At 51.9% G+C, this 14967-nt stretch carries 18 protein-coding genes; 1 reads left to right on the top strand and 17 read right to left on the bottom strand.

Features of this window, described 5'->3' with window-relative positions:
- Positions 1-545, top strand: a 545-nt coding sequence (locus GX016_07230) for a thioredoxin domain-containing protein (protein ID HHT71351.1), incomplete at its 5' end; no start/stop codon positions are given.
- 98 nt (positions 546-643) lie between these two features.
- Here the strand turns inward: GX016_07230 and GX016_07225 are convergent.
- From GX016_07225 to smc, 17 genes are all read right to left on the bottom strand, one after another.
- Positions 644-1609: a glycine/betaine ABC transporter substrate-binding protein gene (locus GX016_07225; GenBank protein ID HHT71350.1), complete on the bottom strand. Its 966-nt coding sequence runs from the start codon at positions 1607-1609 to the stop codon at positions 644-646.
- A 20-nt stretch (positions 1610-1629) separates the two neighbouring features.
- Entirely contained in the window at positions 1630-2304 is a 675-nt protein-coding gene (locus tag GX016_07220; GenBank protein HHT71349.1) for an ABC transporter permease, read from the bottom strand.
- An 83-nt stretch (positions 2305-2387) separates the two neighbouring features.
- Positions 2388-3194, bottom strand: coding sequence for an ATP-binding cassette domain-containing protein (locus GX016_07215; GenBank protein ID HHT71348.1), 807 nt, complete (start codon positions 3192-3194; stop codon positions 2388-2390).
- 357 nt (positions 3195-3551) lie between these two features.
- Entirely contained in the window at positions 3552-3899 is a 348-nt protein-coding gene (locus GX016_07210; GenBank protein ID HHT71347.1) for a YraN family protein, read from the bottom strand.
- A 2-nt stretch (positions 3900-3901) separates the two neighbouring features.
- The gene (locus GX016_07205) at positions 3902-4537 is read right to left on the bottom strand and encodes a ribonuclease HII (protein ID HHT71346.1); all 636 of its coding nucleotides are present in this window, start codon (positions 4535-4537) and stop codon (positions 3902-3904) included.
- The gene (ylqF, locus tag GX016_07200; GenBank protein ID HHT71345.1) at positions 4534-5364 is read right to left on the bottom strand and encodes a ribosome biogenesis GTPase YlqF; all 831 of its coding nucleotides are present in this window, start codon (positions 5362-5364) and stop codon (positions 4534-4536) included. Before ylqF ends, GX016_07205 begins: the two co-directional genes overlap by 4 nt.
- Positions 5361-5903 (bottom strand): signal peptidase I, encoded by a 543-nt coding sequence (lepB, locus tag GX016_07195; GenBank protein ID HHT71344.1) that lies wholly within the window; start codon positions 5901-5903, stop codon positions 5361-5363. The genes ylqF and lepB overlap by 4 nt, the downstream gene beginning before the upstream one ends.
- A gap of 59 nt (positions 5904-5962) precedes the next feature.
- Positions 5963-6307 (bottom strand): 50S ribosomal protein L19, encoded by a 345-nt coding sequence (rplS, locus tag GX016_07190; GenBank protein HHT71343.1) that lies wholly within the window; start codon positions 6305-6307, stop codon positions 5963-5965.
- A gap of 121 nt (positions 6308-6428) precedes the next feature.
- The gene (gene trmD / locus GX016_07185) at positions 6429-7172 is read right to left on the bottom strand and encodes a tRNA (guanosine(37)-N1)-methyltransferase TrmD (protein HHT71342.1); all 744 of its coding nucleotides are present in this window, start codon (positions 7170-7172) and stop codon (positions 6429-6431) included.
- 13 nt (positions 7173-7185) lie between these two features.
- Entirely contained in the window at positions 7186-7701 is a 516-nt protein-coding gene (gene rimM / locus GX016_07180; protein ID HHT71341.1) for a 16S rRNA processing protein RimM, read from the bottom strand.
- The gene (locus GX016_07175; protein ID HHT71340.1) at positions 7694-8095 is read right to left on the bottom strand and encodes a 16S rRNA processing protein RimM; all 402 of its coding nucleotides are present in this window, start codon (positions 8093-8095) and stop codon (positions 7694-7696) included. Before GX016_07175 ends, rimM begins: the two co-directional genes overlap by 8 nt.
- Positions 8096-8115: 20 nt before the next feature.
- Positions 8116-8352, bottom strand: a complete 237-nt coding sequence (locus tag GX016_07170; GenBank protein HHT71339.1) for a KH domain-containing protein — start codon at positions 8350-8352, stop codon at positions 8116-8118.
- Positions 8353-8365: 13 nt separating this feature from the next.
- On the bottom strand, positions 8366-8653 hold the full coding sequence (gene rpsP, locus GX016_07165) for a 30S ribosomal protein S16 (GenBank protein HHT71338.1): 288 nt from the start codon (positions 8651-8653) through the stop codon (positions 8366-8368).
- A gap of 28 nt (positions 8654-8681) precedes the next feature.
- Positions 8682-10019: a signal recognition particle protein gene (gene ffh / locus GX016_07160; protein ID HHT71337.1), complete on the bottom strand. Its 1338-nt coding sequence runs from the start codon at positions 10017-10019 to the stop codon at positions 8682-8684.
- On the bottom strand, positions 10020-10379 hold the full coding sequence (locus GX016_07155; protein ID HHT71336.1) for a YlxM family DNA-binding protein: 360 nt from the start codon (positions 10377-10379) through the stop codon (positions 10020-10022).
- A 69-nt stretch (positions 10380-10448) separates the two neighbouring features.
- Positions 10449-11369: a signal recognition particle-docking protein FtsY gene (gene ftsY / locus GX016_07150; GenBank protein HHT71335.1), complete on the bottom strand. Its 921-nt coding sequence runs from the start codon at positions 11367-11369 to the stop codon at positions 10449-10451.
- Between the two features lie 21 nt (positions 11370-11390).
- On the bottom strand, positions 11391-14933 hold the full coding sequence (gene smc / locus GX016_07145) for a chromosome segregation protein SMC (GenBank protein ID HHT71334.1): 3543 nt from the start codon (positions 14931-14933) through the stop codon (positions 11391-11393).
- Positions 14934-14967 lie beyond the last annotated feature (34 nt).

The raw sequence follows: 14967 nt of genomic DNA, 5'->3' as shown, positions 1-14967 counted from the left end.
CCAAGGACATGCTGAAATATTTCTGGGATGATACAGACGGGGGTTTTTATCTGTACGGTAACGATGCCGAAAAACTTATTGCCCGACCAAAAGAAATTTATGACGGGGCAACGCCATCCGGTAATTCCGTTGCAGCGGTAAACCTCATAAGACTGAGCCGGCTGACAGGTAACCCGGAGTTTGAAGAAAAGAGCCGGCGACAGCTAAGTGCATTCGGAGGGAGTGTGGCAAACTCACCCCCGGGACATGCTCATTTCTTAATGGCTGCATGGTTAGACCAAACAGCGCCCACAGATATTGTGATTGTCGGCAACCCGAAGGCAGACGATACATTAAAGCTACTCTCTGTAATCAATAACAAGTTTACACCGGAAGCCGGGGTTACTCTTAAACCCCTAGAACCAAAAGAAGAGGACCCGGCTCAGACTGCCCTCGTTGCCCAGAACAAACAGAATATGGACGGAAAAGCCACAGCCTATGTCTGCAAAGCCTACTCCTGTCAGCAGCCAATCAATGATCCGCAAGAACTAGAAAAAATGCTGTGACGACTGTTTCAGGATTCCTCATCTGTTTAACTGATCAGCCTAACAAATATTCCCAGGTGTGTCTTCACACCTGGGAATATTTGCTGCCTTATCAGACCTTACTTTATCAGACCTTTGGCCCGGAGAAACTCGCGTGCTACCTTAGCCGCATCTTGTTGCTCCACGTCTACTTTAGCATTAAGGTCTATCATATCTACGTCAGTGATAATTCCGCCCAAGGGTTTGACCGCTTCTTCTATTTCGGGATACTTGTCGAGGAAATCCCGACGAGCAGCGGTAATGGAATAATAAGGCGGGTTAAATCCCTGGTCGTCTTCAAGCAAAACAAGATCCGTAGCTTTATTACGTCCGTCAGTGGAGTAAACTACTGCTGCATCTACTTCAGCATTTTTTAGTGCCCGGTACAACAGTCCCAGATCCATAGGAACTACCTTCTTGAACTTGAAATCATAGGTAGCACAGAGTTCCTTGTACCCCTGACCGGGGTAGTCGGGAAATGTCGGGTCGGTACCCAAGAGCATTTCTCCTGCCTGAGCCTTAAGATCGCTAATCTTCTTCAAATTGAGCTTTTCCGCCGTCTCTCGTCTCACTGCCATGGCCCAGATGTTGTCGTAACCAAAGGCAGGAAATGTGTGGAGCCCAAAGTCTGTCAGCATGTGATCGTGAACGTATTGCCAGACTTTATCCGGATCGCGCCACTCCGGTGTGACTTTTTGCTGGAATGTGCCCAGAAACTGAGTTCCGGTGAATGTTAAGAAGAAATCTAGATCCCCTTTGACCGTGGCTTTTTGCGTTAGGAACTCACCGCCCAGATTCTTGATATGCTCCACCGGGTGATTAGTGCGCTCCTCAATCATGGCTTTAACCATTTCGGCCAGAATCTCAACTTCCGCGTAGCCCTGGGAACCAACACGTACCGGTGTCCCATCCCCCGGTTTGGCTGCTTGGGATTTCTCCAATTTGTCTGCGTTGTCTTCCGTTGACGGATTCTTGGTAGCACAACCACTAACAAGCACCGTGATGACCAAAAATAAGATTGCCGCTCTTAATATTTTTTGCGGCACTTTCGGCTCCCCCTTTTTTCTTACTGGCTTTTTTGTTGCAGAAGCCTTAATCCTTTCGGTGTAACCCAGTACTCCAACCATCCTAGCAAGCCATCAGCCAGCAACGCCAAGACAGCCGCCGGGATAGCACCTACCAGAACCAGATAGTCGCGCATCATTTGCAAGCCACGCACAATATAACAGCCCAGTCCTCCACCCCCGACCATGGCTGCCAAGGTAGCCGTCCCCACAGCCATAACAGATGCCGTACGCACTCCAGTCATGATCACAGATATGGATAGCGGTAATTCCACCTTCCAGAGTAGCTGAAAATCAGTCATACCCATACCGATGGCTGCTTCTTTTACATGCGGGTCAACATTCTTGATGCCAGCATGGGTGTTCTGCAAGATAGGTAGCAGCGAATAAAGGAATAGGGCCACTATGGCCGGTTTGTTACCAATGCCCAGTCCCAGCGGTATTAACAACGCTAACAAGGCCAGACTGGGAATCGTTTGCACAATATCTGCAAACGGAATGGCCAGGCGTTCCAGCAGTGACCATCGCGTAGACATTACACCCAGAGGTACAGCCACGGCTACCGCACCTCCCACCGGTATTAGCACTAGTAGGATCATGTGATCCCTGATCGCCAACAGTATTTCGGACCAGTTCTCTATTAGATAGATCCACATCTGTTGCCAAACCATCAACATACATACATCCTCCTGCGGTCAACATGGTCTAACTACACTGCCGTCTCTGGAAAAGTCCGACCTTCTTACCGATTTCTTGCTGTTTATGGACGACCACGACGGTTGGAAACAGCTACTGCCCGTTCTCGTTGTCCTTTGGTAGCAATTTGAACCGGGATCGACGAGCGCAATGCCCGGTGCACAAAGCTAGCGACGAACTTATCGGCAGGGTTAAAACAGATGCCTTCCGGTGTGTCGTCCTGCACCACCGCCCCTTCTTTCATAATGACGATGCGATCAGCCAGAAATAGGGCCTCATTTAGATCATGGGTCACGAATATTATGGTCTTTTTAAGTCTTTGCCTTAGATTCTTCAGCTCTAATTGTAGCTGTTCCCGCATGATGGGATCCAGGGCCCCAAACGGTTCATCCATAAGAATCAGTTCCGGATCGGCCGCCAATGCCCTTAGGACTCCAATTCGCTGCTGCTGGCCACCTGACAACTGGGCTGGGTAGCGACCTCTAAAAGTAACCGGATCCATGCCCCCTAGCTGTAACAGTTCGTCTACGCATTGTTGTAGCTTTTTCTTAGGCCACCCTAACAGTTCCGGTACTAAGGCAATGTTTCCCGCTACAGTTAAGTGTGGAAGCAGCCCTACACTCTGAATTACATATCCAATCTTACGGCGTAGCTCTACCTTGCTCCAACTGCCGGCCGGCCGTTCAAACAGATGAAGTTCACCGGACGTGGGCTCAATAAGACGGTTAACCATCTTTAGCGTGGTGGTTTTCCCGCAACCGGAAGGCCCAATTAAGACTAGGAATTCCCCCGCCGAAACATTAAGACACAGATCACGAACAGCCACACTCCCATCGGCGTAGACCTTGCTAACATGTTTAAAAGTGACCAGCTAAGATCCCCCCAGTATAATTGCCTTCATACTGATTTTTTGTATCTTTAGTATAGCTCCCTGTCACCGGCGGTCAAACCAGTATTTGACATCTAGCGTTGCTCGTACAGCACCAGCATTCATCTGCAGACGACAGCTTCTATTTGCTTATTGATTGCGCTGTTTACGCGCTGTTACAAGTTCAACCGTTACCGCCTTTCCTTCCACACCTGTCACCGAAAGCATCATTTTATTTCAAATAAAAAAGCCCGGCATTCCGGGCAATCTGATTATATATCAAGAAGGGGGTTTAGGATAGCATGTATACAGGATACCATGACTTTGTTAAGGCGCTGTAACAAGCTCGTTACGTCATGATTAAAAGGCATTTTGGATCAGTTCCGGCCTGACCGTACCACCCTCTATATTCAGCGCCAACACATCAAATCTACACGGAGTGCTTGTCCTCTGGCGCTGCAAGTAGAAAGAGGCTACAGTCCTAAGCTTTGCCTGCTTCGCAGTTGTTACCGCTTCTTGCGGACTACCATAGCGCCGACTGCGGCGTGTCTTTACTTCTACAAATACCAGCGTTTTGCCATCTTGGGCAATGAGATCGATTTCTCCTAACCGGCAGCGGAAGTTACGTTCGATGATTCGATAGCCGCAGCTTTCAAGGTAGTACACAGCAAAATCCTCGCCCAACCCCCCTACAGCCTTGTTGTTCATTGTTATTTCCCTGCCCCTTCTTGGGCTAAGCGCACCGGTCTGAAGCTGAGACGATGAAGGGCGCAGGGGCCCAGTTGGGCTAGAGCTGCTAAGTGCTCCGGTGTACCATACCCCTTGTGACGACAGAAACCGTATCCCGGATATGTTCGGTCCCATTTCACCATCAGCCGATCACGAACGACCTTGGCAACAATGGAGGCGGCAGCAATAGAAGCGCACTGTTCGTCACCATGGACAATAGCGTCGAAAGAGCACGCGATACCTTCCAAGGCAACAGCATCCACCAAAACATGATCGGGTACTATCTTCAGCTTGTTAACTGCCTGCTTCATGGCTGCGCGCGTGGCCTGAAGAATATTGTAACGATCTATGTACTCAACATCAGCCAAACCAATTCCTATACTTACGGCCACTGTCCGAATGGCTTTATACAGTTCTTCCCGCCGGACCTCCGTCAGTTGCTTCGATTCGCGCAAAGTAGGCAAGTAGCCACGACACTCTACGGCTGGCGGCAGTATTACCGCCGCTGCTACCACCGGCCCGGCTAACGGACCTCGCCCCGCCTCATCTACTCCCGCCACATTCATGAGGCCCATTTTTTGTAGCTTCTCTTCTATCACCCAAAGGTCTTCGGTCATAAGTCGGTCTCCTTTTCCCGGGGTCGCTCTAGACTAATACGACCCAGTTTTCCTTGTTGAAATTCTCGTAACAACAACGCTGCCGCTCGCGCGGTATCCAATTTACCGCCGCTCAAATAGAGTCCGCGCCTTTGAGCGATCCCCGGCAAGATACTTGAGACATCACTGCTCTCTAAGTCATAGGTTGTCTCCAAAACCAGCGGAGCCTGCTCCTGTAACTGTTGTCCTAACCACAGAGATATTTCCTCCTGCGGCAGGATTTCGGCGCGAATAGCGCCTACGGCAGCTAATTTATACCCCGTCTCCTGGTCACTGAACTTGGGCCACAGAATCCCGGGTGTGTCCAAAATTATCAGGTTTTTCCCCGCTCGTATCCACTGTTGGCTTCGAGTTACACCCGGTTTCGCACCTACTATAGCCCGGCGACGTCCCACCAACTTGTTAATTACGGCTGACTTACCCACGTTAGGAATGCCCGCCACTAACACTCGTAGATCGTTAAAAACAGCCGCTTGGCTGGCCAATTTCCGAATAGGTTGCAGCAGTTTCTGCCGCCGATCCAACTGAGCGGAAAACGCTACTGCTTCTATCCCCTGGCCGCGAACAGTCCGCAGCCATTCAGTAGTCACTGGCGGCGAGGCCAAGTCAGCCTTGTTTAGTACCAGCAGATGCAATTTTCCGGCCAGGAGCTCGGCTAAGTCGGGATTGCGACTTGCTGCCGGCACGCGCGCGTCGGCAATTTCAAGCACAAAATCCACCTGGGGCAATCGCGCCTGTAACTCCCGCCTGGCTTTGGCCATATGGCCAGGAAACCATTGTACGGTCAAGGCTTCACCTCCCCGGGTAGATTTAAGGCCCTTACCCGGTGAAGCGGCCAATAGCGCAAGCTTGCTTTGCCAATAACGCTCTTTAGCGAAACCAGTCCCACTTCTTGATAGCGGCTGTCTTGGCTATTGTTGCGATTATCCCCCAAGACAAAGATTTTGCCCCTTGGTACCCGCACCGGTCCAAATTGTCCATAAGTAGGTTCCTTGATGTAAGGTTCTGACAGGGGCGTACCGTCTACCCACACCTTACCGTCACGTATTTCTACCGTCTCTCCGGCCACAGCAATAACTCGTTTTATGTAATCCTCTCGCGGTCTCGCCTGAGGGTGAAATACCACAATATTCCCCCGGAGCGGCTCCGTAAAGCGGAAGATGAACTTGTTGATCAGGAGTCGTTCACCGGAGTAGAGCGTAGGTTCCATCGAGGGGCCGGTAACAATAAAAGACTGCACCACAAAGGTGATAATAAACAGGGCCAATACAATGGCCAGCAACACGCTTTGTACGTACTCCCAGACAACCTTTTCTATTTTTCCCATAACCTGACCCCTCCACCTGCTCTTTCAACAACAAAAGCAGGGACTTCATCAGTCCCTAATTAGCCACGTCTTTCCTTGATACGAGCAGCCTTACCAGACAATTTCCGCAAATAGTAAAGCTTAGCCCGACGAACTTGACCCCGTCGTACCACTTCCACCTTGTCAACGCGCCGGCTGTGAACAGGAAATACCCTCTCTACCCCAACACCGTAGGACACCCTTCGGACAGTAAAAGTCTCCTGTGAGCCTTTCCCGCGGCGAGCAATAACCACGCCTTCAAAGATCTGAATTCGCTCGCGGTTCCCCTCTACCACTTTAACATGTACCCGCACCGTATCCCCCGGGGCAAACTGGGGAATATCGGTTCGAAGCTGTTCGTTTTCTAACGACTGTAGACGATTCATATCTTACTCTCCTCCCTTACCTGCCACAAATGCTCGCTCGAAGTTATATTTGAACTAAGTCCGATTCAAGCTCCCTAAACAGAACAGAACGTATTATACCACACCCAACCCATCAAAACAACTAGCTCCTGTCTCGCTCGCGCTCTCGCTCAATTTCGGCCAGCAGTTTCAGATCCTCTCGACCCAGTTCTGCTCGGACTAACAGATCCGGGCGCCGTGTTAGAGTTCTGGCCAGTGATTCACGTCGCCTCCACAGCCTGATTTCTTCGTGATTACCTGACAGAAGTACTGGCGGCACCCTTCGCCCCTCCCAGACCTCCGGCCTGGTATACTGAGGACACTCCAGTAAACCGGTGCTAAATGAGTCGTCTAAAGCTGCATCCTCGGCCCCCAAAGCCCCGGGGAGAAGACGTATGATGGCATCAGCCAGCACCAGGGCTGGAATCTCCCCCCCAGTGAGTACGAAATCCCCAATGGAAATTTCATCAGTAACCAGCGTCTCCCGAATTCGCTCGTCTACTCCTTCGTAATGGCCGCAGACTATGACCAGGTGATTTTCCTGGGCCAGCTCCCACGCTAACTGTTGGTCAAATACCTTTCCCTGGGGGCAAGTCAGAATAACTCTGGCTGTTTGCGCTAGGTCGGCAAATCGGATAGCACCTGCTATAGGATCGGCCTGTAACACCATGCCGCTACCCCCGCCAAAAGGGTAGTCATCCACTGAGCGGTGCTTATCACTGCTAAAATCCCTGATGTCGATAACCCTTATATTTACCAGGTCTTTTTCCTGGGCCCGTTTGATTATGCTTTCTTGAAACGGTCCCGTAAACATACCTGGAAACAGAGTCAGAATATCGAGCTCCATAGTTATTCTCTCCTTAGCATAGCCCCGGTAACAAAAAGACTGTCATACAGCCGGCTTCCAGGTCTATTGCGCGCACCACTTCCCGGGTTGCTGGTAACAGTATTTCGGCACCCGCTTCCGACCGAACCACATAAACATCATTGGCCGGGAGCGGTAGAATCTCAGTCAGCACACCAAGGCGCTCGCCTTCAAGCGAATACACTTCCAGCCCCACCAGTTGAAAATAGAAGTAGTGTCCTTCCGGCAAAGTGACCGCCTGGTCGAGGGTTACGGCCAGCTCACACCCGGTTAGCCGGCTAGCCTCTTCCGGGCCATCTATTCCCTCCAAAGCAATGATAGCTTGATCACCTGCCAGTCGAGCCCCTCTCACGCCATACGATCCCGTAACTGCCTGGGCAGAAATCAAATAGACGCTCTTTAACCGGTAGACCCGCTGGGGGAAATCCGTCAGCAACATTACCTTTACCTCACCGCGCACACCATGCGGCGCCGTGATTACGCCTACCGTTATCAGATCTTCTCTATTCATGGCGCAACTCCACAATCTTGCCATTGGCAGTTACTATTTCCGCTCCGAAAATCCGGGCCACATCATCGCCTGGCTTAACCTTGACCCAACCTTCAACAGCTCCTTGAACCACTTCTTGGCCCTGCTCCCAGCCTTTGACTTCTGCCATTTTCTGTTTTAGACGCTCGCGCATCTCCAGTCGCTTTTCTTTTTCTTCCTCAATCTGTTGTCGCGTAGACGCTACTTGCTGAAGTCCCTGCCTTTCCGCATCCAGAAGAAGCCGCTTCCCTTGGAACTCTATCTGCTGCAATTCCAGTTCCAAACGTTGAAGAGTATTCTTTAAATCCTGGAGCATCTCTTCCTTGAGTGCAGGAGTGACCAATGCCTTTAGAGCAATCGTCCTTTTGATCAGCATGGCTTCACCCTCTGCCTTGATCAAGGATTTTCCATAATCTCTACCATTACTCGCCGGCTGCCTCGGGCCGAGGCTGATCGAACCACCGTACGGATAGCACGGGCAATTCTCCCTTGCCTACCAATGACTTTGCCCATGTCTTCAGATGCGACCTTAAGCTCCAACAGGAGCGTCGTATCCCCTTCCACCTCGTTCACAGTCACAGCATCAGGATTGCTGACCAACGCCTTGGCAACAATCTCCAGCAGCTCCCGCATGTAATAGCCCCCCTTAGGCCTGCAAAGCTTCCTTGTCTTTGCTCTTTAAGGCTAGAAACTTGTCCCAGATTCCCATCTGTTTAAATAGCCGCATCACCGTTTCCGAAGGCTGTGCTCCCCGGGACAACCAGGTAAGAGCCTTCTCTTCATCTATATCGATGACCACCGGCTCGCGGGTGGGATTGTAATAACCAATAGTCTCAATAAAACGTCCATCCCGTGGCTTACGCGAATCGGCCACCACTAAGCGATAGCTGGGAGCCTTTTTCGCACCCATACGGCGTAACCGGATCTTAACCATGCACTCACCTCCTTTCCAAGAACCGTCTTTAATATGGCAATGGTCCCCACATAGACGGCAGCTGGCCCTTCTTCTCCAAACGCCCAAATTGCTTCAGCAGCTTCTTCATGTCTGAAAACTGCTTTAGTAACCGGTTAATGTCTTGAACCGTGGTTCCACTGCCCCGTGCAATGCGCCGTTTTCTGCTATGATCAATCATTTCCGGTGAAATTCGTTCTTCTCTTGTCATGGACGAGATTATAGCATCTACTTTAACAAATTCTCTCTCATCCACCTTGAAGCCCGGCATTTTCTTTAGTTTGCCAAAACCAGGTAGATGACCCAACAGTTGGTCCACCGGCCCCATTTTTCGGACTTCTTTCAGTTGGACACTGAAATCATCCAAAGTAAATTGAGCTTTACGCAACTTTTGCTCCAGCTCTCGAGCCTTCTCCTGGTCCATTGTCTCCTGGGCCTTTTCAATTAGCGTCAGTACATCGCCCATGCCCAGTATTCTCGTGGCCAGGCGCTGGGGATAGAACACATGTAAGGCCTCGGCTCCTTCTCCTACACCGATGAATTTTATCGGAACCCCTGTAACCGCCCGTAAAGACAACGCCGCTCCGCCTCTGGCGTCTCCATCCAGCTTGGTCAGGATGCAGCCGGTAAGACCCAACTTTTCTTGAAAAGCCCCGGCCGCAGTTACAGCGTCCTGACCGGTCATGGCATCCAACACCAACAAGGTTTCCGTTGGACGGACCGCATCTTTGATCTCCACCAGCTCAGTCATCATTTCCTCATCAATGTGCAAGCGACCGGCGGTATCAATAAGTACTGTATCATAAGCTTCGCGCCGCGCCTTCTCTAAAGCTGCCCGAGAGATAGCCACCGGGTCTTGTTCCCCCAGGCTGAAAACCGAAACTTTTACTTTTTCTCCCAGTACCTGGAGCTGCTTGATGGCTGCCGGCCGATACACATCTGCTGCAACCAGCAGCGGCCGTCGACCTTCTTTGGCCAACACGCGAGCTAGCTTAGCCGCTGTGGTGGTCTTGCCGGCACCCTGCAGCCCCACTATCATATACACACTGAGCCCATCCGCAGCCCGTTCTAAGCCACTGGCCCCACTCCCTAACAGATCCGTCAGCTCTTCCTGAACAACCTTAACTACCTGTTGGGCCGGAGTAAGGCTAGACAGCACGTCTTGCCCAATGGCTTTCTCTTGCACTCGGCCGACGAAGTCTTTAACTACCCGGAAATTCACATCAGCCTCAAGAAGTGCCAGCCGAACTTCTCTTAGTGCTGCTTTGACGTCGGCTTCATTCAGCCGGCCCTTACCGCTTAGTTTCTTTAGTGCGCCCTGGATCTTTTCCGCCAAACCCTCCAGCATTCAATCACCTTCCGGACCCATAGTCTCCAGCAAAGCCGCCATCTCGGCCATTATCGTCTTCTGTTCCGGGGTAAGACCGCTTCGGGCCAGTGCAGCCACCAGGTATCTTAGTCTTAGCCGCTGCTGCTCTTCCCTCTGATAGCTTTCCACCAGCCTTAAGCGTTCTTCGTAACCTCTAAGAGACGCCTCGGCCCGACTAAGAATGTCGTAGACCGCTTGTCGGCTAACGTTGAACTCGCTAGCGATCTCTCCCAGGGACAGATCTTCTCCGAAATAAAGTTCCATAAACCGCTGCTGCTTAGCGGTAAGAAGGGAGCCATAAAAGTCATACAGTAAAGCCATCTGAACCCTGGCTTCCATGCTCCCACCCCTGTTAAGTAAAACTACTTTACACCCTGAAACCAATTTTACCGATCAGGGGCTTTCCTGTCAAGCTCTTTCAGCGCCATCTTCCAACAGGGCAGCTACAAAGGCCTTCGGTTCGAAGTCTTCCAGGTCATCCAACTCCTCACCAATACCCAGCCAGCGGATGGGAATACCCAGTTCCTTCTGGATAGCCACGGCGATACCGCCTTTGGCGGTCCCGTCCAATTTGGCCAAGATAATGCCGGTAAGGGGAACCACTTCCTGAAACAACCGCGCTTGGCTCAGGGCATTTTGCCCCGTGGTGGCGTCCAGCACCAACAGCGTTTCTTGAGGAAGATCAGGGCGAGCCTTACCAAGAACACGGCGCACCTTAAGCAGTTCCTGCATCAAGTTCTTCTTGGTTTGCAAGCGACCGGCCGTATCCAGAATAAGGACATCAGCCCGCCGAGCCAAGGCTGCTTGCACCGCATCGTAAGCCACGGCCGCCGGATCTGATCCCTCCTGATGAGCAATTAGCTCCGCGCCTACGCGGTTAGCCCACACCGTGAGCTGTTCGCTGGCCGCAGCCCGGAAAGTATCGCAAGCAGCCAGTATCACCCTCTTGCCTTCTTTACGATATCGACCAGCCAGTTTGGCAATACTGGTGGTCTTGCCTACACCGTTAACTCCTACCACCAAGATTGCCAGGGGAGAATTGGCAGAAGTTGATCCCACCCCCGGCTCCACCTGCAAAATCTGCTCTAATTTGGCGGATAAAGCAGCTCTGATATCGGCCACAGACGCCACCCGTTCAGCCTTGACGGCCCGGATCAACTCTTCTGTGACTGCCACTCCGACATCAGCAGCTAATAGGATTTCTTCTAGCTCTTCCCATGTTTCTGCTTCAATACGCCCACCTTGGGGCAGCAAATTCTGAAGACGCTCGGCTATCGCTGTCCGCGTCTTGGTCAGACCGGTACTAAGTCGCAACCATAACTTCGACAACTTCCTGCCTCCCTTTCGCCACTAACCGGCTGCTTGTGTGAGATCCACCGATACCAGACTGCTTGTACCGCTTGGGGCCATGGTTAGGCCATACAAAGCCTGGGCTCGAATCATCGCCTGTCGTTTATGGGTGACAATAATAAATTGGGTTTCTGCTGCCAACTCTTCCAGATAAGAAAGAAATCTCTCGGCATTAGTCTCGTCCAAAGAGGCATCGATTTCATCTAACACACAAACTGAGCTCTGGCCGCAACGCAGCAGAGCAAACAAGAACGCAATGGCCGTCAGAGCGCGTTCTCCCCCTGATAGGGACATTAAGGGCTGCATCTTTTTGTCTGGAAGTTGAGCAAATATCTCCAGCCCGGCTTCATTGGGATCGTCGCTTGTGAGTCGAAGATCGGCTTGACCTCCTCGGAACAAGTGTTGGAATATATCCCGAAAATTATTTCTTAACAGTTCAAATGTCTTTAGCAACCGAGTGGCCACCGTTTGGTCGATGTCGCTGATGAGCTCCAGTAATGTTTCTCTGGCTGACTCCACATCTTGCGCCTGCGAGCTAAGAAACCCGTGGCGTTCGTTTATTTCGGCCAAGGTCTGAGGGGCCTTCAGATTGACATCGCCTAAAGCGGTAATTTCGTCCTTCAGGCGCTCAATCTCAGCCTGGGCCTCAGATAGCTTCAGGTCCAGTGAAGGCAGGGAATAATTCGTCGGCACCACCTGGGTTTCGAACAGGTGTCGCTGGGCCCCTTCACGGTCTGCCTCCAGCCGACCCAGAGTGAGTTCCAAGGTATGCACCTTGCTACGTTGATTCTCCTCTGTTTTGAGCAACTGAAGTAGCTCCCGGTCATCATCCTTGAGACTGCAACGCAGTCCAGATAGGATTTCTCCTGTCTGTTGGACCTCGTCTGTAATTCGGGCTAATTTTGTAGTCAAAGCCAGCTGCCGGGTTTGCAGCTCCTGTTGCGCTTTCCTTCCCGCAGCAGCCAAGCTGTCGATTTCTTCCAGCTTTCTTCTCACCTCTGCCTGTTGCCGCTCAAGCTGCTCCAAAGACAGACGCTGCTCCTGACTTCGCAGTTTTAGCTGCTTTTCCTTCTCTTGACAGGCCACTAAATCCAAGCGCAGAGCCAGGGCTTCCTGCTGTATCTTTTCTATTTGTTCGGCCAGATCTTGTTGGTGTTTCTCTTCCTGGGTAGCCACTGTTTCCCACTGTTGCAGGTTTTTCTCCGCTATTTGCTCAGACTGAAGCCGTCGTTCTTTTTCTGCTAACAACTCTTGGAGCTTGCCAGTAAGAATCTTCTCTTCTTCTTCCCATACCACCCGGTTATGTCTGGTCTCAGTCAGTTGAGCCGCATACTCTTTCTTTTTACTTCTGGCCATTGTCAATTCGTCTTCCATCTGGCGCGCACGATCCATCATTTGCCCTAGCTCGCTCTCCAACCGCTGTCTGCGTTCGCCGGTAGCAGTCAGTATCTTTTGCCGCTCGGCCAGCTTAGATTCTTGTTGTGCTACTTTTTGCTTCAGTTCTCGCAGCTGTCGACCCAGAGATATCTGGGATGGCCGCCGCTTATTTAGGCTGCCGCCGGCCAAAGAACCTCCGGGATTAACAACATCTCCGGCCAAAGTCACCGTCTTGAGCTGAAAGCCACCCGCCTTGGCTATAGCCCTAGCTGCAGTCAAATCACGAGCCACTAACACCCGCCCCAGCAAGTATTTTATCGCCGGAGCCACAGCGGCCGGGAACTGCACTAGTTCATCAGCCCAACCTACCGCCCCCTTAAGCTTGACTAACTCTTGTTCTTGAACCGACCGGGTCCACGGTCGGATAGTATTCAGCGGTAAGAACGTTGCCCGACCGCCACCTGTAGAGCGAAGCCAATCGATAGCCGCAGCGGCCGCTTCGTCGCTGTCTGCCACTAAGAATTGCTGGGCGGTACCTAAAGCTGTCTCGATGGCGATTTCATATTCAGCCGGCACAACCATCAATTGTGCCACTGCACCGACTATACCCGGGCAGCGGGCGGTCAAGACCGACCGCGGTCCCTGGTAGTAGCTGCTAAAATTACGTTGCAGGCTCTGCAGTCCGGCTAGTTCAGCTTCAGAGCGTTCCAGTGTACGACGAGCTGCATCGTACTCTCGCTGGGCCATCTTCTCTTGTTCAAAAACAACCGCTATTTGTCCTTCCAACTGTGCTCGCTTTGACTCCAAGGCTTCCCCTTGCTCGGTGAGTGTAGTTATTCTTTCGTCTTCTTTTGTCTGCAGCTGCACTACGGCCTCGGCCCGGGTACCGGCCTCTTCGGCCGCTGTCCAGGCCCGTCCTCTCCGTTCTTCAAGCACCTGCTGTTCACGAGCCAGGGACCTTAGGGCATTGCTGTGAGCAGACCGTTCGCTCAAACAATCAATAATGCGTTCCCGCCGTTGGCTGGTTCGACCTTGGATCTGGTTATGTTCCCGCTCTAACTCTTGAAGTTGCGTATTCAGTAGGGCCAGTGACTCTTCTTTCGTCGTCAGCACAGCTGCCAACTGGGCCAGTTCTTCTTGGCTTTGGGCCTGCTGCTGCCGTAACTCAGAGCAACGGCCAGCTAGCTCCTGGCCCTGATTTAGCACCGCTTCTTGGCGTACTGCCCGCTCCCGGGCCTCTCCCAACAAAGAAGTCAACTGCTTTTCCAGTGCGACCAACTGCTGTTGCACCCGGTTCTCTCGGCTCTTTAAGTCTCCGAAGTAGATCTCGTGCGCCGCTATGTCGGCCCGTCTGCGCTCCAACTCCACTTCTAAAGTGGACCGCCGTTGACCAAGTTCCTGTGTCCGTTGTTGTTCCGGAACTAGCTTTTCCTGGACAGAGGCAATTCTCTCCTCTAGACGGCGAATTTCACTTAGACCAACAAAGATCTGCAGTTCTCTTAAGCGATTACTCTTAGTCCGGTAAGCACCGGCTCGTCGAGCCTCTTCCACCAACGGCTCGCGTTGGCGCTCCAATTCAGCACAGACGTCTCTCAGGCGCACTAGATCTTGTTCCGTATAAGCCAACTTGTCTTCTGCTTCTTTCTTCCGGCGCCGCCACTTCCACGCACCGGCAGCCTGCTCAAGAAACATTCGTCGCTGCAGAGGGCTAAGATTGAGCACTTCATCAACTTTCCCTTGGCCGATAAAAGCATACCCGTCTTTACCGATACCGGTGTCGGCAAACAGATCTTGAATATCGCGCAGCCGGCAGGGCACACCGTTAAGCAAGAATTCACTGTTACCGGATCGATATGCCCGCCGCATAACTGTAACCTCACTGTAAGGCAGTGGGAGAAGGCCGCTTTCGTTGTTAAATGTTAAGCCAACTTCAGCCAAACCGTGAGGGCGCCGAAAACCGGAGCCGTTGAAGATAATGTCTTCCAACCGCTCGCCCCGGAGCGAATGCAGGCTTTGTTCACCCAAAGCCCACCGAATGGCATCCACTACGTTACTCTTGCCACTGCCGTTGGGCCCTACAATAGCCGTAATCCCTGGTTCGAAGATAAACTCCAGCCGCTCGGCAAAAGACTTAAACCCTTGGACTGTCAGTCTTTCCAACCGCATGAACCGACCCCCTCGCCTGCATTGTAGCATAATT

The sequence above is a fragment of the Bacillota bacterium genome (genome assembly GCA_012837285.1).
Lineage (GTDB): Bacteria > Bacillota > DTU030 > DUMP01 > DUMP01 > DUNI01.
Note: the sequence above shows the minus strand (reverse complement) of the source record. Positions and strands in the feature narration are given on the sequence as shown.